18 protein-coding genes are annotated in these 21,927 nt (G+C 67.4%); 9 read left to right on the top strand and 9 right to left on the bottom strand.

Annotation, left to right across the window (positions count from 1 at the left end; all coding sequences use genetic code 11):
• Nucleotides 1-40: 40 nt before the first annotated feature.
• Entirely contained in the window at nucleotides 41-1,303 is a 1,263-nt protein-coding gene (locus ACWEKS_RS12350; RefSeq protein WP_452340122.1) for a PucR family transcriptional regulator, read from the top strand.
• Here the strand turns inward: ACWEKS_RS12350 and ACWEKS_RS12345 are convergent.
• Nucleotides 1,300-1,587 (bottom strand): hypothetical protein, encoded by a 288-nt coding sequence (locus tag ACWEKS_RS12345; RefSeq protein ID WP_452340121.1) that lies wholly within the window; start codon nucleotides 1,585-1,587, stop codon nucleotides 1,300-1,302. The two genes, ACWEKS_RS12350 and ACWEKS_RS12345, sit on opposite strands and share 4 nt — an antisense overlap.
• 138 nt (nucleotides 1,588-1,725) lie before the next feature.
• Between ACWEKS_RS12345 and ACWEKS_RS12340 the strand changes: the two genes are divergently transcribed.
• The 5 genes from ACWEKS_RS12340 to ACWEKS_RS12320 all read left to right on the top strand — a co-directional run bounded on the left by ACWEKS_RS12340 (nucleotide 1,726) and on the right by ACWEKS_RS12320 (nucleotide 9,842).
• A complete protein-coding gene (locus ACWEKS_RS12340) occupies nucleotides 1,726-3,705 on the top strand; it encodes a peptidoglycan DD-metalloendopeptidase family protein (protein WP_452340120.1) in 1,980 nt (659 codons plus the stop codon).
• Between the two features lie 44 nt (nucleotides 3,706-3,749).
• On the top strand, nucleotides 3,750-4,229 hold the full coding sequence (locus ACWEKS_RS12335; protein WP_452340119.1) for an RrF2 family transcriptional regulator: 480 nt from the start codon (nucleotides 3,750-3,752) through the stop codon (nucleotides 4,227-4,229).
• A 66-nt stretch (nucleotides 4,230-4,295) separates the two neighbouring features.
• Nucleotides 4,296-5,501, top strand: coding sequence for an MFS transporter (locus tag ACWEKS_RS12330; protein WP_452340118.1), 1,206 nt, complete (start codon nucleotides 4,296-4,298; stop codon nucleotides 5,499-5,501).
• 172 nt (nucleotides 5,502-5,673) lie between these two features.
• A complete protein-coding gene (locus tag ACWEKS_RS12325) occupies nucleotides 5,674-7,272 on the top strand; it encodes an ABC-F family ATP-binding cassette domain-containing protein (RefSeq protein ID WP_452340117.1) in 1,599 nt (532 codons plus the stop codon).
• 209 nt (nucleotides 7,273-7,481) lie between these two features.
• Nucleotides 7,482-9,842: a RelA/SpoT family protein gene (locus tag ACWEKS_RS12320; RefSeq protein ID WP_452340116.1), complete on the top strand. Its 2,361-nt coding sequence runs from the start codon at nucleotides 7,482-7,484 to the stop codon at nucleotides 9,840-9,842.
• A gap of 102 nt (nucleotides 9,843-9,944) precedes the next feature.
• Here the strand turns inward: ACWEKS_RS12320 and ACWEKS_RS12315 are convergent, their stop codons facing one another.
• The 6 genes from ACWEKS_RS12315 to ACWEKS_RS12290 form a co-directional block, all read right to left on the bottom strand.
• Nucleotides 9,945-10,550 (bottom strand): cadmium resistance transporter, encoded by a 606-nt coding sequence (locus tag ACWEKS_RS12315; protein ID WP_452340115.1) that lies wholly within the window; start codon nucleotides 10,548-10,550, stop codon nucleotides 9,945-9,947.
• Between the two features lie 107 nt (nucleotides 10,551-10,657).
• Nucleotides 10,658-11,446, bottom strand: coding sequence for a hypothetical protein (locus tag ACWEKS_RS12310; RefSeq protein ID WP_452340114.1), 789 nt, complete (start codon nucleotides 11,444-11,446; stop codon nucleotides 10,658-10,660).
• Nucleotides 11,443-12,117 (bottom strand): hypothetical protein, encoded by a 675-nt coding sequence (locus tag ACWEKS_RS12305; RefSeq protein ID WP_452340113.1) that lies wholly within the window; start codon nucleotides 12,115-12,117, stop codon nucleotides 11,443-11,445. Before ACWEKS_RS12305 ends, ACWEKS_RS12310 begins: the two co-directional genes overlap by 4 nt.
• A gap of 175 nt (nucleotides 12,118-12,292) precedes the next feature.
• Nucleotides 12,293-14,644 carry an arylsulfatase gene (locus ACWEKS_RS12300; RefSeq protein WP_452340112.1) on the bottom strand — a complete coding sequence of 784 codons (2,352 nt, stop codon included), beginning with the start codon at nucleotides 14,642-14,644 and terminating at the stop codon, nucleotides 12,293-12,295.
• Nucleotides 14,645-14,771: 127 nt separating this feature from the next.
• Entirely contained in the window at nucleotides 14,772-16,178 is a 1,407-nt protein-coding gene (locus ACWEKS_RS12295) for an MFS transporter (RefSeq protein WP_452340111.1), read from the bottom strand.
• Between the two features lie 41 nt (nucleotides 16,179-16,219).
• The gene (locus ACWEKS_RS12290) at nucleotides 16,220-16,420 is read right to left on the bottom strand and encodes a hypothetical protein (RefSeq protein WP_452340110.1); all 201 of its coding nucleotides are present in this window, start codon (nucleotides 16,418-16,420) and stop codon (nucleotides 16,220-16,222) included.
• A gap of 107 nt (nucleotides 16,421-16,527) precedes the next feature.
• Here ACWEKS_RS12290 and ACWEKS_RS12285 point away from each other — a divergent pair, with 107 nt between their 5' ends.
• Together ACWEKS_RS12285 and ACWEKS_RS12280 are read left to right on the top strand one after the other, a co-directional pair.
• The gene (locus ACWEKS_RS12285; RefSeq protein ID WP_452340109.1) at nucleotides 16,528-16,827 is read left to right on the top strand and encodes a hypothetical protein; all 300 of its coding nucleotides are present in this window, start codon (nucleotides 16,528-16,530) and stop codon (nucleotides 16,825-16,827) included.
• Nucleotides 16,828-16,929: 102 nt separating this feature from the next.
• On the top strand, nucleotides 16,930-17,313 hold the full coding sequence (locus tag ACWEKS_RS12280; protein ID WP_452340108.1) for a YidH family protein: 384 nt from the start codon (nucleotides 16,930-16,932) through the stop codon (nucleotides 17,311-17,313).
• Between the two features lie 441 nt (nucleotides 17,314-17,754).
• On the opposite strand, the gene ACWEKS_RS12275 is transcribed toward ACWEKS_RS12280, so the two are convergent.
• Entirely contained in the window at nucleotides 17,755-19,365 is a 1,611-nt protein-coding gene (locus ACWEKS_RS12275) for a long-chain fatty acid--CoA ligase (protein WP_452340107.1), read from the bottom strand.
• An 88-nt stretch (nucleotides 19,366-19,453) separates the two neighbouring features.
• On the bottom strand, nucleotides 19,454-20,044 hold the full coding sequence (locus ACWEKS_RS12270) for a hypothetical protein (protein WP_452340106.1): 591 nt from the start codon (nucleotides 20,042-20,044) through the stop codon (nucleotides 19,454-19,456).
• A 636-nt stretch (nucleotides 20,045-20,680) separates the two neighbouring features.
• On the opposite strand from ACWEKS_RS12270, the gene ACWEKS_RS12265 reads away from it, so the two are divergent.
• Complete coding sequence (locus ACWEKS_RS12265) at nucleotides 20,681-21,586, top strand: haloalkane dehalogenase (RefSeq protein WP_452340105.1); 906 nt, start codon at nucleotides 20,681-20,683, stop codon at nucleotides 21,584-21,586.
• Nucleotides 21,587-21,927 lie beyond the last annotated feature (341 nt).

Genomic DNA, 21,927 nt, shown 5'->3' with positions numbered 1-21,927 from the left:
TTGCCCCGCGAAGGGATTCGGTCGCGGCGACAATGTACCGGTGAGTAACCCACCCGAGGATCAGGCCGCGTTCACGGAATTCCTGGCGACCCACCTGTCCGAGGCCGCGCGGGAGATCCTGGCGGCGGTGGTGCGCAGCGTCCCGGATTACGAGCAGTTGCCACGGGATCTGCTGGAGCGGGACGTGATCCATCGTGCCGAGGACAATCTGCGGCTGTTCACGCGACTGCTGGGGGAGGGGCGCGAACCCCAGGCGGGCGATCTGGACGACATGATCGCGGTCGCGGTGCGGCGGGCGCGCGAAGGCATCCCCCTGGATGCGGTGCTGGCGGTGTATCACCAAGGGGCGCTGGCGGCCTGGAACGTTCTCACCGCACAGGCGCGGACGGAACACGAGCGGGAGGAACTGCTGCGGGCCGTGCCGCAGTTGCTGCGGTATCTGGGCGTCGTCATTCCGGGCGTGGCCGGGTCCTATCTGCGTGAGCGGCAGGACCTGCACTGGGAGCAGCGGGAAGCCAAACGTGCTCTGGCGCAGGCATTGTTGCAGGGCAAACCGGCCGAACTGCCGGCCGATCGATTCGGGATCGTGCTCGGCGGCTATCACGTGCTGGCGCTGCGCACCGCCGGCACGGCCGCCCCGGTGGGCGATGTGCGGCCCGCCGCGGTGGGCGATGTGCGGCCCGCCGCGGTGGGCGATGTGCGGCCCGCCGCAGGGGACGGCGCGCGGCCCGCCATGCGGGTGATCCACGGGGAGGTCGACGCGCTGTCACCGCTGGCGCTGACCGTGCTGGATCGGGCCGGGGGCTGGGTGCTGGTGCCGGTGAGCGAACCGGCCGCCCGGGTCGATGCCGCGGTCGCCCGGATCGCCGCCGCCGCGGGTGGCCGGGTGATAGCCGGGACAGACACCGCCGCAACCGTTTCCGAGATTCCCGGGTGTGCCGAGGAGGCCGGGGAGATCGCCCGGCTCGCCCTAGGACTGGGACGGCCGACCGGTGTGTACCGGATGGCCGACCTCGCCCTGCAGTACCAGTTCGCCCGCCCCGGCCCCGCCCGCGCCTGGCTGCTCGGCCTGCTCGCGCCGCTGGCCGGGCATCAGCACCTGATGGCGGCCCTGCGTGCGTATCTGGCCTGCGACCACAATCGCGTCGCGGCCGCCGAGTCGCTGGTCGTGCACCGGAACACCCTGAACTACCGCCTGAACCGCATCGCCGCCCTCACCGGATACGATCCCGGCCGCTCCGAGCACACACCCCTGTTCGCCGCGGCTCTCACCGCGTTCGATCTGTCGGCCGCCGGCCTCTAGCGGGCAATGACCCGGGCGACGAAACCGGTGACCACCAGCCAGAAGACCGCGGCCAGGCCGTAATTCAGGACGGTGTCGATGTTCGGGCTGCCGGTGTGGAACAGGCCCGGGAAGAACAATGCGAGAGGTTCGGCGAGCCCCTTGATGAAGACGAAGAACTTGTTGGACTGATCCGCGTTGAGGATCAGCATCAGGATGTAGACGCCCTCGACGAGGGCGAACAACGTGCCGACGCCGCTGATGATGCGAGCGGCGTGGACTTCATTGCGGGCGACGTACGGCATATCAGGGGGATGCCCGCTGTATGCCTGTTGAAACAGACACACAGATCCCGGTGAAACAGACACGCAGCTCCGTGAAACCGCGTGTCCGCCATGGCATGATGTCCGGGTGATCACCGCGGCGGCCGGGAGCGTTCGGGCGTGAAGCCCAAAGTCCTCGTAGGTGGGGCGGTCGCCCTGGTGCTGGGTCTGCTGACCCTCGTCCTCATCATCATCCTGCCTGCCAGCGAGACCAGTTGCGGCCCGGGCACACCCAGCGTTCCCGCCGTCACCTCGGCCCGCACCGAACCCAACTGCCCCACCACCGGCTCGCCCGTCGAGGCCGGTCTGCAGGAGGGCGCGCTGCGCGTGCTGCGCTGCACGGTGGCCCACTTCGGCATGATGGACATGCGCGGCATCGTGAACGACGATTCCGTTCCGGACCTGAAGGCCGGGCGCTCGGTGGAATTCATCGTCGGGTCGGACTCGGGCAAGGGCGACGCCATCGTCTCGTTCCTGCAGCAGAACGCCGCCGCCTTCCGGGTCGACTACCTGATCTGGAAGCAGCGCAGCTGGACTCCGGGCGCGGCCGCCGGCACCGAGTGGAGCCCGCTCGGCGACCGCGGCGACGTCGCCCGCAATCACCTGGACCGGGTCCAGGTCACCATCAAGGACGCCGCTCCCACCGCCACCGAGCTCGCGCCGGCCAATGCCTCCATGGCGGCGGCGCCCGGCACGGTGAACGAGGCGGGCAGCCTCACCGGGGCCGGACGGCACCAATATCCGCTCGCCGCAGGCACATTCACCGTCAGCGACGTGTTCGGTGCGCGCGGCGGCACCCATATGGGCGTCGACCTGGCGGCCCCCGCGGGCACGCCGATCTACGCCGCCGCCGACGGGCTGGTGGTGGCCGCGGGCGCGGCATCCGGCTTCGGCGACTGGGTGGTCATCGACTCCCTCGACGGCAGCGGCCGCCGGTACTCCACCGTGTACGGGCACATGTACCAGAACGGCATCTTCGTGCACACCGGCGACGTCGTGCAGATGGGCCAGCACATCGCCGACGTCGGCAGCAATGGCGAATCCTCCGGCCCGCACCTGCATTTCGAGCTGGTGCCGGGCGGGCGGCTGACCGGCGGGCACCAGGTCGACCCCATGCCGTGGCTGGCCGGCGGCAGCATCCCCGCACCCAGTACGCCCTACTGCGAGAACGGATTCGGCACGCCGGGCGGCAATCTCGCCTCCGGGAAGGTGCCGCCCGAACTGGAGATCTGGTACCGCCGCGCGGGTTCGCTGTGCCCGGAGATCGGCGCCTCGCTGCTGGCCGCCCAGGGTCAGGCCGAATCCGGGTTCCGCACCGACGCGGTGTCCCCGGACGGCGCGCAGGGCATCGCCCAGTTCATGCCCGGCACCGCCAAGGCCCTCGCACCCGACGGACAGCCGTACGTCATCGACGCCGACGGCAAAGGCTATGCCAGCGTGCTGGATCCGGCCGACGCCATCATCGGGCAGGGGCGCTACATGTGCGCCATCGCCAAGACCATTGAGGGCTGGATGTCGGAGGGCAAGGTCTCCGGCGACCTGACCGCGCTCACCATCGCCGCCTACAACGCCGGCGAGGGCGCGGTGCTCGCCTCCGGCGGCATGCCCAACCAGATCTCCCGGCACTACACCGAGACGCGGCCGTACGTGGCGCGGATCCTGGCCGCCGAGCCCGGATTCCGCAGCCTCGGCAGCGAGGGGCGGTTCCAGGCCGACCCGAACGCCGATCTGGGAGCGCAGATCGTGGCGGCGGGACAGCAATGGGCCGGCACCCCTTACGTTTTCGGCGGCGGCGGCCCGGGCGGGCCCAGCGACGGCGGATTCGACCAGGCGGGCTTCACCGCGGCCGCGGTATTCGCCGCCAGCGGCAGCACCATCAGCCTGCCGCGCACGGCCGAACAGCAGTGGGAACAGGGCGTGGAGGTCCAGCTGCTCAATGCCAAACCCGGTGATCTGGTGTTCGGGTCCTTCGGCCCGCGCGGGCCCTCGGATGTCGGCGTCTACACCGGCAGCGGCCGCATGCTGCACGCCGAATCCGGCGGCAAGGTCACCGAGGTGCCGCTCTCGAACGGCATGAAGGCCCGCCGCATCAGCCGCTGAATCGGGGTTGGCCCGGGTATCCGGGACATGTATTATCCCTATTCATGATGATGGGTGAAGGCGTCGAATGGGGACTGCACTGCTGCACGGTGCTGGCCTGGCTCGACGATCACGCGCCGATCGCCACCGCCCGCCTGGCCGAGATCTTCGAGCTGCCGCCCGAATACCTGAAGAAGCGGTTGCAACCGCTGGTGCGCGAGGGAATCCTCGACTCCACGCCCGGCGCGCGCGGGGGCTATCGGCTGGCCCGCACACCCGAGCGCATCACGCTCATGGACGTGGTCTCCGCGGTCGAGGGACGCACGGAAGCCTTCCGCTGCACCGAGATTCGCCGCCGCGGGGCCGGAGCCACCCGGGCGAGTACGGAATTCGCCAAACCGTGCGGCATCGCCCGGGCCATGGGGCGCGCCGAGCTGGCCTGGCGGCGCGAGCTGGCCGCGCAGACCGTGGCCGACCTGATGGCCGCCGCCCCGGCCAATGCCTCGGCCCACACGCGCAGCTTCTATGAACATCTGACCGGCTGAGCGGTCGCGCCGCTCGCGAGAAACCGACCCGGCCCCGCGCCGGGTTTTTTCGGAAGGAGATTCGGGATGGATAATATCCCGGTTACTGCCCGGCCGTCGACGGCCGAGGCCGCCGCCGCGCCGAACGGGTTGCGGCGCACCCTGATCCTGGCGCTGGGCACCTTCGCCGTCGGCACCGACTCGTTCATCCTGGCCGGGTTCCTGCCGGACCTGGCCGGATCGCTGCGGGTGTCCACGGCGACCGCGGGCGCGGCGGTGACGGTGTTCGCGGCGGCCTATGCGCTGGGCTCGCCGGTGCTGGCCACGATGACCGCGCGGCTGCCGCGCCGGGCGCTGCTGGTGTCGGCGCTGCTGGTGCTCGCGCTGGCGAATCTGGGATCGGCGCTCGCGCCGACATTCGCGATCCTGCTGGCCACCCGGATCGTGGCCGCGCTGGGCGCGGCGGCCTTCACGCCCAACGCGGGCGCGGTGGCCGCGGCGCTGGTGCCGCCGCAGGCGCGCGGGCGGGCGCTGGCGGTGGTCGTCGGCGGGCTGACCATCGCGACCGCGCTGGGGGTGCCGCTGGGTGATCTGCTGGGGCACTGGCTGGGCTGGCGGTCGGCGCTGACCGGGGTCGCGATCGGGTGCCTGCTGGCGGCGGCCGGTGTCGCGGCGTGGGTGCCGGCGCTGCCCGGCAATCCCGCGGTCCCGCTGGCGAAACGGCTGGCGGTGCTGCGCAATCGGTCGGTGGCGGCCGTGCTGCCGCTGACGGTCCTGGGCATGGGGGCGGCATATGTCGTGTACGCGTATGCCGTTCCGGCGTTGGGGGCCTTGGGAATCGGTGCCGCCACGACCGCGTGGATGCTGATGCTGTACGGCGTGGGCGCGGTGGCGGGCAACCTGTCGTCCGGCTACGCCACCGACCGCTTCGGCGCCACCCGGGTGCTGACCGCCGGATACGCGGTGATGGCGGCGACCCTGGCGAGCATGGGTGTGCTGGCGGCGACGGACACCCATGTTCCCGCCCTGGCCGGGCTGCTGGCCCTGGGCTGGGGCGCGGCCAGCTGGTGCCAGACGCCGGCGCAGCAGCACCGGCTCATCGCGGCCGCGCCGCAGGAGTCCGGGCTGGTGGTGGCGTTGAACGCCTCCTGCATCTACATCGGCATCGGCGCGGGGACCGCGCTCGGCGGCATCACCCTGGGGCACGGCGCGACGGTCATGTACGGCCTGGCCGCCCTGCTCGCCGTGATCGCGCTCGGCTACCTGCGGTGCACCGCGCGAGCCGCGCGCTGACCGGCGGTGAGACTCGGCTCACGAAATACGTTCTTGCACGGGCTCGTTGATCTCGGTTACCGTAGTCGAGTTCTTTTCCCGTCCGATCGGAGACATGCCGTTGCTCTTCTGAGGTGATCGCCGAGTGGCCCGCAATCGCGCGCCGCATTCGCTCACTCTCGGGGAGGCCCGCATGTCAATACCCGTTATTTCCATTTCCGATCTCACCTTCGCGTGGCCCGACGGCACCGGAGTGTTCGACGGCCTCGACGCCCAGCTCGGACCCGGCCACCTCGGCCTGGTCGGCAGCAATGGCGCGGGGAAATCCACCCTCTTCCGCCTGATCACCGGCGAACTGCGCCCCGCACGCGGTTCGGTGAGCATTCCGGGGCGGTTCGGGTACCTGCGTCAGGACCTCGGATTGGCCGCGGGGCAGCGGGTCGACGCGGTGCTCGGGCTGGCCGGGATCCGTAAAGCCCTGCACCGCATCGAATCCGGATCCGGCACCGACGCCGACTTCGAAACCGTGGGCACCGCCTGGGATATCGAGGAACGCGCCGTGGCACTGCTCGGACGGCTCGGATTGCATTACGTCGCAGGGGATGTCGCGCAGCTGGATCGGCGGCTCGACACCCTCTCCGGCGGCGAGACCGTGCTGCTGGGCCTGGTCGCCGAGCTGCTGCGCGAACCCGACGTCCTGCTGCTGGACGAACCGACCAACAACCTCGATCAGGTGGCGCGGCAACGCCTCTACGAGGTCGTCGGCCAGTTCCCCGGCACCGTGCTCACCGTCAGCCACGACCGCGAACTGCTCGACCGCGTGGACGCCGTCGCCGAGCTGCGGCAGGGCGAGATCCGGCTCTTCGGCGGCAATTTCAGCGAGTACGAGCGGATCATCGAGCTCGAGCAGGACGCCGCCCGCGCGGCGATCCGGGAGGCCCGCAGCGATGTCCGCAAGCAGGCGCGCGAACTCGTCGAGGCCCGCATCAAACTCGACCGGCGGCAACGCTACGGGCAGAAGATGTGGGACCAGAAGCGCGAACCCAAGATCGTCATGGGGGAGCGCAAACGCCAGGCCCAGGTCGCGGCGGGCAAGCTGCGCAACAACCACATCGGCAAGGTCGAGGAGGCCAAGGATCATCTGACCGACATGCAGGACCGGCTGCGCGACGACCGCGAGATCCGCGTCGACCTGCCGGACACCCGGCTCTACCCGGGCCAGGACGTGCTCGAGCTGACCGAGGTGCGGCTCCCGTGCGGGCTGACGGTGACGCTGAAAGTCAGTGGCCCCGAACGCATCGCGCTCACCGGCCGCAACGGCATCGGTAAAACCACGCTGCTGCACCGCATCCGGGAGGAGTCGCCCAGGGTGCCCTGGCGCATGCTGCCGCAGCGCCTGGACGTCTTCGACGAATCCAGGTCGGTGTTCGAGAACGTGGCGGCCACCGCGCCGCACGCCTCGGCCGAACAGATCCGGGCCCAGCTGGCCCGGTTCCTGTTCCGCGGCACCGACGCCGATGTCGCGGCCGGCGCGCTCTCCGGCGGTGAGCGGTTGCGCGCGGCCCTGGCCATGCTGCTGCTGGCCGAACCCGCGCCCAAACTGCTGCTGCTCGACGAGCCGACCAACAACCTGGACCTGCCCAGCCTCGCCCATCTCACCGAGGCGCTGGCGAGCTTCCAGGGCGCGCTGCTCGTGGTCAGTCACGACCCGCGGTTCCTCACCGAGATCGGGGTGACCAGGCGGCTGGAACTGACCCCGGATGGCCTGGTCGAGAGCGCGGGCGAACAATGAGCAGGGAGGCCCGGCCGACACCGGAACAATCCGGGTCCCATGCGGGCGCGAAACCGGGCCCCGACCGGGTATCGTTCATCGCTCCGGAGCTGTTCGGACCGGCGGTGATCGCTGTCCGGTCGGGATCCGATTCCAGGACTAAAGTGGATGATCTGGGTGGTTGAACGGTCCGATATGGTTTTCCGATCGAGGCCGCGAGCGGAGGTGGCATGACACAGCATCTGGAGCAGGCGAACTCGGGGCAATCGCCCGAGGGTGAGTCCGCCACCCCATCGGCCAACGGGCAGTCCGCCGCTCGCAGCACCACCGCCGTTCCCACCTCCGCATCACGTCGCGTCCGCGCGCGCCTGGCCCGCCGCATGACCGGGCAGCGCGGCATCGCCGCCGTCAAGCCGGTGCTCGAGCCCCTCGCCACTGTGCACCGGGAGCTGTACCCGAAGGCGAATCTCGCTCTGCTGCAACGGGCTTTCGACGTCGCCGACGAGAAGCACGCCCACCAGTTCCGCAAGTCCGGCGACCCGTACATCACGCACCCGCTGGCCGTGGCCAACATCCTGGCCGAGCTGGGCATGGACACCACCACGCTGGTGGCCGCGCTGCTGCACGACACCGTCGAGGACACCGGGTACTCGCTCGACGAGCTGACCGCCGAGTTCGGCACCGAGGTCGCCCATCTGGTCGACGGCGTCACCAAGCTGGACAAGGTCAACCTGGGCGCGGCCGCCGAGGCCGAGACCATCCGCAAGATGATCATCGCCATGGCCCGCGACCCCCGCGTGCTGGTGATCAAGGTCGCCGACCGGCTGCACAACATGCGCACCATGCGTTTCCTGCCGCCGGAGAAGCAGGCCAAGAAGGCCCGCGAGACCCTCGAGGTGATAGCGCCGCTGGCGCACCGCCTCGGTATGGCCACCGTCAAGTGGGAGCTGGAGGACCTCGCCTTCGCGATCCTGCACCCCAAGAAGTACGACGAGATCGTGCGGCTGGTCGCCGACCGTGCGCCATCACGTGACACTTATCTGGCCAAGGTGCGCGCCGAGATCGTGAACACGCTGGCGTCGAGCCGGATCAATGCCGTGGTCGAGGGCCGACCGAAGCACTACTGGTCGATTTATCAGAAGATGATCGTCAAGGGTAAGGACTTCGACGACATCCACGACCTGGTCGGCATCCGCATCCTCTGCGACGAGGTGCGCGACTGCTACGCCGCGGTCGGTGTCGTGCACTCGCTGTGGCAGCCCATGGCCGGGCGGTTCAAGGACTACATCGCCCAGCCGCGCTACGGCGTCTACCAGTCGCTGCACACCACCGTGGTCGGCCCGGACGGCAAGCCCCTGGAGGTGCAGATTCGCACCCAGGACATGCACCGGACCGCCGAGTTCGGCATTGCCGCGCACTGGCGGTACAAGGAGACCAAGGGCAAGCACTCCAACGACTCCACCGAAGTCGACGACATGGCGTGGATGCGTCAGCTGCTCGACTGGCAGCGGGAGGCGGCCGACCCGGCCGAGTTCCTGGAGTCGCTGCGCTTCGACCTCAAATCGCCCGAGATCTTCGTGTTCACGCCCAAGGGCGACGTGATCACCCTGCCGCAGAAGTCCACCCCGGTGGACTTCGCCTACGCCGTGCACACCGAGGTCGGGCACCGCTGCATCGGCGCGCGCGTCAACGGGCGGCTGGTCGCACTGGAAAGGCAGCTGGAGAACGGTGAGGTCGTCGAGATCTTCACCTCCAAGGCCCAGAACGCCGGACCCTCCCGGGACTGGCAGAACTTCGTGGTGTCCCCGCGCGCCAAGGCCAAGATTCGGCAGTGGTTCGCCAAGGAACGCCGCGAGGAGGCCCTCGAGGCGGGCAAGGACGCCATCAGCAAGGAGGTCCGGCGTTCGGGCCTGCCGCTGCAGCGCCTGATGAGCGTCGACGCCATGAGCGCGCTCGCCCACGAGCTGCACTACACCGACATCTCGGCGCTGTACGCGGCCGTCGGCGAGAACCAGGTGTCCGCGCACCACGTGGTGCAGCGGCTCATGGCCCAGCTCGGCGGCGTCAGCGATGTCGAGAACGAACTGGCCGAGCGGTCCACCCCGTCCACTGTGCCGGCGCGTCAGCGCACCACAGGCGATGCGGGCGTGGAGATTCCGGGCGCGCCGGGGACGGTCTCCAAGTTGGCCAAGTGCTGCACCCCGGTGCCCGGCGACGAGATCATGGGCTTCGTGACCCGCGGCGGCGCGGTCAGCGTGCATCGCACCGATTGCACCAACGCCGATTCGCTGCGCGCGGAACCGGAACGGATCATCGAGGTCAAGTGGGCGCCGTCGCCGTCGTCGGTGTTCCTGGTGGCCATCCAGATCGAGGCCCTGGACCGTACCCGCCTGCTGTCGGACGTGACCAAGGTGCTGGCCGACGAGAAGGTCAACATCCTCTCGGCCGCGGTCACCACCTCCGGTGACCGGGTCGCCATCTCCAAGTTCACCTTCGAGATGGGCGACCCCAAGCACCTCGGCCACCTGCTCAATGTGGTCCGCAATGTGGAAGGCGTCTACGACGTCTACCGTGTGACCTCGGCCGCCTGATCCCGTCCCGCCCCGGCGAAAGCCGGTGCGGGACAGGTCAGTCCGCGCGCAGCAGCGGCTGGCTGGAGCAGCGGAACGCGTCGATGGGCAGGCCGTTGGTGTTCACGTGACGGCATCGAGAAGATCTGACCGATGCAAGATGTAGAGGCCGAGTCCGATGAACACCGCGGGCATGGTCCACCGGCTGAACCGCTGTAGTGCGCGCACCAATCCCTGATGGGAGACGAGCAATGAGCTGGCCAGGCACCACGCCGCAGTGCCGATCGCGAACACCGTAATCGTCAGCACGGTGTCGGCGACTCCCATGGTGCGGAACGGCGCGGTGTATATCGAGATGTTGTCGCCACCGTTGGCGAGGATGAGCCCGGCCACCGACCATAGCCCGGTCGCCATTTCGGCCGGCTCCCGATCAACGCCGCGGTGCGCGCGGATGGCCTTGGCCAGCGTCCGGATCCCCAGCACCAACGGTGCCAGGCCGAGTAGGCCCACCCATCGCAGCGGCACGAAGCGCAGCCCGGTTGCCGCCAGCCCGGACGCAACCACCATCAGTCCGGTGCCGAGAAATTGACCGGCCCAGATCTCCCATTGCTTCGGCGCCCCAGTGGACCGGGACGCGACGTTGAGCATGGCAAGCATGACCGCGTCATCGAGATTGGTGCTCGCGAACATCACCACGGCCGCCGTCACCGTGCTCGAAAACTCGTTCATCACTCCAACATTTCGAGGTTGTCCGCGCGGGCGCCGAATGGGCCCCGGCGACGGTCGGTGGGCCGGAGCATGCCGGTACGCCGGGGCTTTCGGTCGTTCATCTGTTGTCAGTGGTGTGCCGAACCGGAGGACGACCCGCTGCGGATGCCGCTCGATGATCCGCTCGGCAGCTGCAGGTTGGCGTCGGGGATGACGACACCGTCCGGTGTGGTCACGCCGTCACGGTCGGCGTAGGGACTCTGGCCGGGGGGTGACTGCACAGTCGAGAGGTACTTCCACAGCCCGTCGGTCAGTGCGACGCCGCCTCCGACCAGCGTGCCGGCCAGCCCGCCCGCGGCGGCGAAAGCCAGTGCTGCCGCGGGGACGGTGGCGATGCATGCCGGGCCGACGACGAGGCACGATGCGGCTCCGATCGCAGCTCCGACCAGAGCACCGACCACGGTCCCCACCGCTGTTCCGAGCAGGGGGCCGCGGGTGAGCGAGCTGGCCAATTCGGTGAGGGCGCGCTGTTCCTCCAACGGTGATGCGACCGTTCGGGGTGCAGACTCGAGGCGATTCATATCCGGTCTCAGCGTCAGGGTGCTCCCGTCGTCGGAAATCGACTCCGCGAGAGGGCGAACCATGCCACCGATCGAATAGGCCACCGGCAGGAATTCCACAGCTTGGTCGGTGGAATCATGCAATACGACCAGCTGACGGTCTTCTGACAAGGCGAAGCGGGCGTTGTCGACTGTGGTGACCACGCTGTCGCCCACGACGTGTATGCGGTACGGCACCGGCGTGGGTACATCGGCGCAGGCGGGCTGCGCGGCGATTCCGGCAGCGACGATCGCCGTGAGAGCGGCAAGCAGATACACCCGCTGCGACACCGGGGTCCCATCTTCTCGCCCGGTCATCGTGCCGCTTCCGGTGTGGCGGACGGTGCATCGGCGTGACCGCGCAGGTCCGGTGCGTACTTGCTGGTTCCGGGTGGGGCGTTCAGTGTGGTGATGTATTGATACAGCGCAATCGCGGCAGTCGGACCGCCGCCGAGGACGAGACCCGCCAACCCGCCGACGCCGCCGACGAGGGCGACGATGGGCAGCACCGCGACAACACATCCGAGGCTCAGCACCACGCACGACGCGCCTGCGAGTGCAACGCCGACCCCGACGCCGAGAACCGCTCCGATGGCTGTGCCGATCAGGCTTCCTACCGATGTGCCGATGCTGACTCCGTTGATGAGGTCGTTCATCGCGAGCTGATTTTCCAGTGGCGACGCGACGGGCTTCAGTGCGTCACGCCGAACCGCGGCGACGTCCGGGATCAGGGTGAGCGTGCGACCATCGGGAGCGATCTGCTGCCGGACCGGGACCGTTTGATCGTCGACCCGGACCTGCAACGGCATCGAGTCCAGGACGCGCCCTGCGTTGTCGCGGACCGAGACCGCATTGCCGTCGTCCGCGAGCGCGAAGCTCCCGTTCTCGAGCACGGTGACCACCGATCGTTCGGTTGTCAGTTCAGCGCGATAGGACACCGGCGGGGAGGGGTCGGCCGGTGTAGCCGTCGCGGTTGCTGCTGTGAGCACAATTCCGGCGACTGTGGATGCCGCGCCGACGGCTGAACATCGAATTCTCATTGACTTGTTCCTCATCTTCTATCGAAGGCGGGCGGCACGGGGATCTGTGACCGCGCCCACCCGCTGCTGCTGTGGAGTGATGAACGGATGCAGCAGCACACCCGTGACCTTCAGGGCGCGGTCGCTACTGCCGGCCCATGGCCGCGCGCATTTCGCTTGCGGCATCCGAGATCGAGGTGCCGGAGATGTCGACGGTCACGCTGTGCAACGTGCCGGTGAACCGGAACGGGGCGCGGTAGTCCGATGTCACCACCGACCCGGGGTTGGCACCGCAGCGCAGGCCGCCCGGATTGAAGATGACCGGTGTGGTGACGGGGAAATCGGCCTGGCCGACAAGAACGCCGTCGAGGTACAGCGACGCGCGACCAGGTGCACCCTTACCTTGTGTGAAGTCAGGGAATCCGGTGGGTACGAACTCGAAGCCGAGCCTGTGGCGTCCGGCAGGAATCGGTTCCTCGGAGGACACGGTGAGCCAGGACCTGCGCACATAGTTGTGCACGTAGTGCAGGCGGCCGTGTTGCAGGTAGAACGACCAACCGCCGGTGTAGCCGCCTTCGCACAGCAGCACTCCCTCCGCCCCGTCGCCGGGGATGGTCACATCGGCGGTGATGCTGTGCGGCCGGTTGAACAGCCTGGGCGCGATTGCCGGCGGGAGTGCCTGGGTGTCGGGCCGCAGGGTGTAGCGGGTGCGGTTCTCGGTGAGTTGGGGTCGCTCGTCGAAAAGCCGGGCCACCGCTCTGCCGTCGATGGGCAGCACCTGGTACCGGCCGGCCTCGGCGTACCACAACCGGATGAGTTCGGCGAGCTTGTCGGGGTGCTGGGCGGCGACGTTGTGGTTCTCGGCGAAGTCCCTGGCCACGTGGTACAGCTCCCAGTGCTCGGCATCGAGGTCGGCGAGGTCCTGAGCGGTGATCGGAGTACCGAAGGGCCGCTCGGATTCCGCGAACGACGGTCCCGGCCACGGGCATACCGCGCGCCAGCCGTCGTGGTCGATGGCGCGGTGGCCGAGCATCTCGAAGTACTGGGTGTGGTGGTGCGTCGGGGTGGCAGGGTCATCGAGCGTGTGGGCGAAGCTGACGCCGTGCAGCGGAGCTTGTTCGACCCCATTGATCGTCAGCGGCGGCGCGATGTCGAGCAGGTCGAGCACGGTGGGAACGATGTCGATCAGATGTGCGTACTGGGTGCGTACTTCGCCGCGGGAGGCGATGCCGCGCGGCCAGTGAATGAGGAACGGGTCGCTGGTGCCGCCGCGATAGGTCTCACGCTTCCACCGCCGGAACGGGGTGTTGCCGGCCCAGGTCCAGCCCCAGGGATAGTGGTTGAAGGTGGTGGGGCCACCGAGTTCGTCGATGTCCCTGAGGCTCTCTTCGAGCGACTCCTGCGCGTTGTTGAAGAACTGCAGCTCGTTGGTGGTGCCGGTGACGCCGCCCTCCGAGCTGGCGCCGTTGTCGGAAACCACGACGACGATGGTGTTGTCGAATTCGCCGATTTCCTTCAGGAAGTCCAGCACCCGGCCGATGTGGTGGTCGGTGTGGGTGAGGAATCCGGCGTACACCTCCATCATCCGGGCTGCCAGCCGGCGTGCGTCGGGACTCAGCGAGTTCCACTCCGGCACGTCCGGATCCTGTTCGGACAGTTCGGCATCGGCGGGGATGATGCCCAGCTGCTTCTGGCGGGCGAACACTGTTTCCCGGTACGACTCCCAGCCGTCGTCGAATTGGCCCTGGTACTGGTCGGCCCATTCTCGGGGCACGTGATGCGGGGCGTGTGCCGCAGCGGGGCAGAAGTAGAGGAAGAACGGTTTGTTCGGTGCGGCCTGCTTGGCGTCGGCGACGAACTGGATTGCCTTGTCCGCCAAATCCTCGGTCAGGTGGTAGCCCTCCTCGGGAGTGCGTTCCGGCTCGACCTGGTGGTTGTCGTAGACCAGGTCCGGGTACCACTGACTGGTGTCGCCGCCGAGGAAGCCGTAGAAGCGTTCGAAGCCGCGCCCCAGCGGCCAGCGGTCGTAGGGCCCGGCGGCCGATTCCTGGTCGGCGGGTGTCAGGTGCCACTTGCCGACCGCATAGGTGTTGTACCCGCGCGCAAGCAGCATCTCCGACAGGAACCCATTGGAGAACGGAATGTTCCCGTCGTATCCGGGATAGCCGATGGCGAACTCGGTGACCGCCGCCATCCCGTTGGCGTGATGATTGCGGCCGGTCATGATGCACGAGCGCGACGGTGAGCACAGCGCCGTCGTGTGCATGTTGCTGTAGAGCAGGCCGTCGGCAGCCAGTTCATCGAGGCGGGGCGTGGCGATCGGACTGCCGTAACACCCCAACTGCCCGTAGCCGACGTCGTCGAACACGATCAGCACCACGTTCGGTGCGTCCGCGGCGGCACGGACCGGCCTCGGCCATGCGGGACTGGATTGGTCGATGGTGCGTCCGACCGTTCCCGGAAAAGCGGTGCCCTGCGTGTATTCATTCAATGCCATGATCGATACTCCGTTCAGTGGTGGCGAAAAGCGCAGTTGTATGGGTCTGTGTGTGCTGAGCGCGGCATTCTGGAATGAACGCTGGCGCGCAGTAGGGGGGGCGAAAACGAATCAGGCCATGTGCTGTTCACGCGGGTTCGCGGTCGGCGATTTCATCGGAGCCGGATCGTTCCAAGGAGCCCCTCGTCGATTCCCCGAAAAACACCATGACCATGGCGAGAATGAACAGAAGAGCCGCGATGAAATAGAACACCGCTGGGATACCGAAGTGATCCAGAATAGCTGTGATAGCAAATATGCCGAGGATATTGCCGAGGCGGGCCGATGCGGTGACCCAGCCCGAGCCTATTGATCGGAAGCGGGTGGGGAAAACTTCGACCGAATATGTCTGCGTGAGTGGTGCGATCATCTGGAAAAGGACCTGGAGCACGCAACCGACTCCCATGACGTAGGCCGTGGATTGTCCCGCAGTGAACAGCAGCGCGACGATGCCCAGGAGTACGGCGACCACAGCGAGGGAGTACCTGCGTTGCCAGCGATCGGTCACCACCGTGCTCGCGAAGAATCCCAATATGCCGACCGTGGTGATGACCGCGGTGATAAGTGTCGTCTGACCGAGGTCGTAGCCCTTCAGTTTCAGCAGTGTCGACAGCCACCCGGTGAATCCGAAGAAGGCGACCACACCGAGAATCCACAATGCTCCGGCGACGACGAATCGTTTGCCGTATCCCTCTCGGAATAGTGCGCGAATTCCGCTGCCGCGATTGTCTGCCGGGGCGGAGGAGGCGGGCTGGGCGGATGCGGATGCAGGCAGGGGTGTGATGGTGTGTCCGGCCGCGCGGACCGCGTTTTCGATGTCGGTCATGACGGAATCGGCGTGGAGCACGTTCCCGCGGGACTCGAGCCAGCGCGGTGACTCGGGTAGGTATCGACGGAACGGCAAGGCCAGCAACAGTCCCAGCCCGCCGACGACATACAGTGGTCGCCATCCCCATTCGACATTGGGCACCAGGGCGAACGCGAGCCACGCGAGCAGTGTCGGGCCGATTCCGGCGACCGTGATCACCCAAGCGATGGCACGACCACGTACCCGGCTGGGAACGAACTCCGCCAGCAGGACCGCGCCGACCACCGTCATTCCCTGACACCCGATTCCGGTGAGGAACCGCAGGACCAGGAACAAGGCGGGCGTCGAGGCTGCGGCGTTGAGCAGCGACGGCACCGAGAACATCAGCAGGCAGACGACGAGTGTCGGCTTGCGCCCGAAGCGCCCGGCCGCCCACCCACCGGCGAACGCTCCGACGAAGGAACCGATGCCGGCGGCGGCGGTAACGGTTCCGACATCGCGCACCGTGAACCCGAGGTGCACTATCAGTGCCGGCGCGCTGAACGCGAACGTATAGAGGTCGATGAACTCGAACATGAAAGCGCCGACCACCAGAGCGCAGACCACGCGATGCCAGCGACTCACCGGCAGGCGTTCGAGCCGATCGGATACCGGAACCCGCAGGGGCGGAAGCGAAACCGATGTCACTGCACGCTCGCTCTGCCACGACGGCGAGCTTCTCCGCAACCTCATCGGGCCAGCGGCGGAGTAGTGGCCCGGGCCGGCGCGTACGCGATGTGGGCCCCGGCAGCGACCGGGGACACCGCGCGGTCACGGTCGATGCCGCGCAACGTAGCGAGCTCGCGCCCGACTCGGCTGCCGGCGTCGGTGATGGCCACAACCCGGCCGGACAGGTCGGAGGGGTTGGCCCGTGAAGATGGCGTGATCATGGCCACAACGTAGGGCGAGTGTGATGTGGAGCGCTCGTGAGCTTGCGCCAACATAAGTGCGACTGATTGTGACCTCACCACAAACGTGGGTAGCCGGCTTTGCCGGCATGGAAGTGGCTGCCGGCGCGGGAGCCATCTGCACAGCAGGTATTGCGCGAGGTTCTGCGAGCGCGCTTGTCGCGCCTGCACTGTCGCTGATCTCGACGCTCTCCGGTCGCGCCGAGGTTCGATCGCGTTCGCCATGCGAAACGATCCTCGGCCGGAGCATCGACACCGACACGCTGGAGCGGCGGGTTGCCGGTGCTGCTGCCCGCACTGCCCGGCGGATCACCGGCCGATCGAATTGTGACGTGACGACAATCGGCGCTCAGAGCGTTGTCGTGGAGCCCCGAGAGAAATCGACGTGAGCCTCCTACCGTGACGCCACTACGTGACCATCAATCAGGAAGTCCACGATTCGAATGGCAATGGATCTGACCACGCCCCGGCCGCGTCATGAGGACGCGACTATGACAGACCCGTCCCTGGCCGAGACGGACACAGGCCCGGCCGAGCACACATCGCGACCGGACGAGCGCTTCACACTCGCCAGTGAGAGGACCTTTCTCGCCTGGATACGAACCTCGCTGGGTCTGCTCGCCGGTGGGATCGCAATGGTGCACTTGGTCCCCGAATTCAGCACCGGGTGGGTGCGTACCCTACTGGGCACCGTGATGATCCTGCTGGCGGTCGCCGCGCCGATCGTGGGCCTGCGCCGGTGGCTGCAGGTCCGGCAAGCCCTGGAATCCGGCGCCGCGATGCCCGAGGAGCGTGACCTATGGGTCTTCGCCATCGGCGTTACCGCGGTTGCCATTGCCGCCGGCGTCGTGACCACCGTCGGCGCTGCACTCTGAGGTCCCGGGGTATACCCAGCAGAACCGGTGGTGCCGACTTGGAGGCGAAGTCCCCGCAGCCTCGGTGGCGTCGATCACGTAGGCGGTGACGGTCTCACCGGGAGAGTTCAAGATACCGCTTCACCGGCATGCTCTGGTCCCCTTCGGCTTTCGCGTCCACGAAAGCCGGTCCGAACCACGAACAATCCCCCCGCGTTCCTCCTCGCTATGCGAGGGACATGAGCGAAGCCGCACGGCGCACGCCGGGCGTGCGGGTTGTCCCCGCATCCGGCTCTCCGCAAATCTCGTTGGGCTGCTGGTCTTCTCACCGTATGCGGGGCCATGGCGAGGAGATCGTCTGTCGGCGATCGTTGTCGACCGTGTTGGGGCGGGAGCGGTGATCTCACGCCCCAACTCGGTACGGCTGGTCCGACGACCTTCGGCCACCCGTGGGTTTTCAGGTCACGGCCGACCGGCCGAAAACTCTTCGCGCAGAGCGATTTTCTTGAACTTTCCCGTGGCGGTCCGGGGAATCGCGGAAACGAACTCGAATCGTTCGGGCAGTTGCCAACGGGCGAATTCCGCCGCCAGATGCTCGCGCAACTGGTCGGAATCCGTCGTCGCACCGTCGCGCAGCGCGATGACCGCCAAGGGGCGCTCACCCCACCGCGCGTCCGGGATGGCGATCACCGCGGCCTCCGCCACGGCCGGGTGCGCCATCAGGTGATTCTCCAGATCAACCGAGGAGATCCACTCGCCACCGGACTTCACCATGTCCTTGGCCCGGTCGCAGATACAGATGCAGCCACGGTGGTCGATGCGGACGATGTCCCCGGTGCGGAACCAGCCGTCCGGCGTGAAACTGTCGGCTCCCTTCCCGTTGTGATACGCGGCGGCCACCCACGGTCCGCGTACTTCCAGTTCACCCATGGCACGGTCGTTCCACTCGATGAACTCACCGGAGTCGTTGCGTGCGCGGATGTCGACGAACGGCATAGCGATTCCCTGCTTTGCCCGGAACTCGTATCGCTCATCCGTCTCGCTGTCCTGGAGGTCAGCAGGGAGGCGGCTGACGGTGCCCAGCGGCGCGGTCTCGGTCATTCCCCATGCCTGGACGACCGTCAGACCGTGGCGATCGAATCCCTCGAGCATGCTCCGAGGTACCGCGGCACCGCCGACGATCAGCCGATCGAGGCGGCTGAGGTCCCAGCGTCGGGGTTCGGCGTCGAGCGCGTCGAGCATCGCCATCCACACTGTCGGGACCCCCGCGGTCATGGTGACCTGTTCGGCGGCAAGCAGATCGAGCACGCTGGCAGAGTCCAGCCGCGGTCCGGGCAGAACCAGCCCCGCCCCGAGCAGAGCGGCGGCATAGGGAATACCCCAGGCGTTGGCGTGGAACATGGGCACGACCGGCAGCAGCGTGTCCCGTGCCGATACCCCCAGCGCATCGGGGAGTGCCGCGGCCATCGAATGGAGTACCAGCGCCCGGTGCGAATACACCACCCCTTTCGGCCGGCCCGTGGTGCCGGACGTGTAACACATTGCGGCGGCGCGTCGTTCGTCGAGAATCGGCCACTCCATCGGCTCCGCGGCGCCGATCGAAGTCTCGTAGTCGAACATCCCGTCCGGCGTCGGTCCATCGCGGGTGATGCAGATGATGTGCTCGAATGCGTGCGCGTGGCGGAAGCTCTCGAACACCTCGAGGAGGGATTCGTCGACCACGATCACCCGGTCCTGGGCGTCTTCCACGATGAAGGCGAGCTCATCGGGATGCAGCCTGGGGTTGAGGGTGTGTACGACCGCCCCCATCGCGGGAACCGCGAAGTACAGCTCGAGGTGCTCGGCCTGATTCCACAACAGCGTCGCGACGCGGTCGCCATCGTCGACGCCGAGTTCTGCCAAGGCCGAGGCCAGTTGGCGCGCGCGTACGGCGCACGCCCCGAGCGTCGTCCGCTCGACATTGCCGTCGGGGCGGCGCGAGACGACCTTCGTTCGGTGGTGGAAGCGCTCGGCGCGTTCCACCACCGCGGTCAGCGACAGCGGATAGTCATCCATGGTCAGTCCATTGATCACGTACAACTCCTGAAGGATCTGGGCGCGACAGACCATCCGGGAATGTCCGCCGACGCGATACGTCCTCGGATGGCCCGATCGTCCGGGATCAGAATGTGCGGGCGGGCAGCGGCTTGATCAGCGGGGCCAGCAGGATTCCGGACTGCTCGATCGTGAGCACCTCCGACGGGTCGAGCTTGATGATCTCGCGCGCGGATTCGTCGATCTCCCACACGTCTTCTCCGACCAGACGGCCCTGGTCGTCGTAGGGCCAGATCATGTGCTCGACATTCTTGACGAGATACGTAGCGTCCGTGTCCACGTCCGCGCCGGCCGCCGCGAGGATGACGCCGGGTGTCTGCTGATAGATCGCCGCGGTCGAGCAGATGGTGTTGTCGCCGACAGCGAGCTTTTCGTCGTCGACGTAGAAGATGCACTGTCCGGTGCCGGCCCATTCGTTGTAGACGGCCTGCACGGCTTCGGCACCGTCCAAGACGGTATTGATGCCGAACACGTTGAAGTGGTAGACGGGGTGCGCGACGGTCATCTCCGGGTCGAAGATCTCTTGCCAGCGGCCGGCCATCTCCAAGTAGCGATGCCGGTTATAGGCGTGCAGCATGTACAGGTGGCGCGGGTTGTCGGTAATCTCGATCAGCCGCTCCACGGCGAGATTGGTCTTGGTGATGTCGAACCGGCTCATGTCGCGGTTCCTTCCTGCCACCGATCCGCGGCATAACGCGAAGGTCTATGGGCCGCAGGACATCTGCGTGTGACCTCCGAAGGGAACGTGACCGATCGGCCACTGAAGGCCACAGTAGGAGACGCAGTTCACAATCCGCTCGTCGCGGGACAACAACCTTCCCGATGACCATTGTGCTCGCATCACACACCCACAAGCGCCGACCGGAAACTCCAACTATGAACTGTCGAAAACCCACAGTGGGGGACGAACATGCGGGCGTGGCGCACGAGCCACGAATATGAAAGCGCTCCAAACCAACCGACGACCATGCTCACATCTCGATCCCGAATTTCGACGTTCAACCTCAACGAACACCGCGATCACCCGGACCGATTCAAATTCGCGGCCAGAATATCGACGGGCGACGCGAAAACCTCACGGCGACTTACAAGAAGCGCGGCTACATCCCTGAACGCGTCGCCCAATCCGCCGGCTTGTGGCGCACGCACAACCTTGGCACCGAACTTTGGCGCAAAGCGCCGAGACAATGGGTGTGCGGACCCATACCGTCGGGTCCGCGGCCAACAGCCGCCGTGAACAGAAGCAAGGAGATTCGATGCATACTGTGGACAAGTTGGCCGACCTGGTTCGGCCATGCTGACGCTGCGTACCCCCGAGGAGCGGTTCGCTGAGCTGCCCGACTTTCCCTACCCTCCTCGGTATTGCGAGGTCGGCGATGCCGAAGGCGGATCGCTGCGGATGGCGTGGGTCGAGGACGGGCCCGAGGACGCAGACCCGGTCCTGATGCTGCACGGCGAGCCGTCGTGGTCGTTTCTGTACAGGCGGATGATCCCGATCGTGGCCGCAGCCGGCTATCGGGTCATCTGCCCCGATCTGGTCGGCTTCGGTCGCTCCGATAAACCGACCCGCCGCGAAGATCACACCTACGCCCGGCATGTCGAATGGGTGCGCGCGCTCGCCTTTGACGCGTTGGACCTGCATAACGTCACCTTGGTCGGTCAGGACTGGGGTGGGTTGATCGGGTTGCGGCTGGCCGCCGAACACCCTGAACGGTTTTCGCGCATCGTGGTCGCCAACAGCGGTCTGCCGGCCGGTGACTTCCCGATGCCGGAGATCTGGTGGCAGTTCCGGGAGGCCATCCAGAGCCAACCGGTGATCGATGTCGGTGGATTCGTCCAGTCCGGGTGCACCCGGGAGATGAGCGACGCGGTGCGTGCCGGATACAACGCACCGTTCCCCGACGACAGCTACTGCGCAGGCCCGCGGGCAATGCCCGGCTTGGTGCCGACCTCGCCCGATGACCCGGCCGCGCCGGCCAACCGGGCGGCCTGGGCGGCGCTGCGCCAGAGCACGACGCCGATGTTGGTGGCGTTCAGCGACTCCGATCCGATCACCGGCCCGATGGCGGGCGTGTTGCAAACCGAGATGCGTGGCGCTCAGGGCATCCAACACCCGGTAATCCACGGAGCCGGCCATTTCCTACAGGAGGACTCCGGAGCGGAACTCGCCGGGCACATCGTCGATTTCTTGGCGAGTTAGATCGAAGAGATCTTTGCCGCCGAGATCACGATCGAGGACATCCCGCTCGGCTCGAGTGGGATCCTCGCCATCGAGCAGTCCGGCAGAGTGCTCGCCCGAGGTGGTGGCGCAGCCGCCCGAGATCCGGCGGTTGCACCACTACCGCAGAAGATTCACCGAGTTGATCTGCTGCGTGGACCGCATTTCCGCAGGCCGCGCGCTCTATCGTTGATCTCGAAGTTCGAGCCGCGGTCGAGTTCGATCATCGCCGAAAGCACTTCGCGTTCACGGAGTTTCGGAGCGGCCAGCGCCCCGCAGGGGGCGCCGACGCCGGGGCCCCGCCACCGGGCCGGCTGTTGTCT

This window comes from Nocardia sp. NPDC004711 (assembly GCF_053601595.1).
The sequence above is the reverse complement of the archived record's forward strand: the minus strand, read 5'-3'. Positions and strand labels throughout refer to the sequence as shown.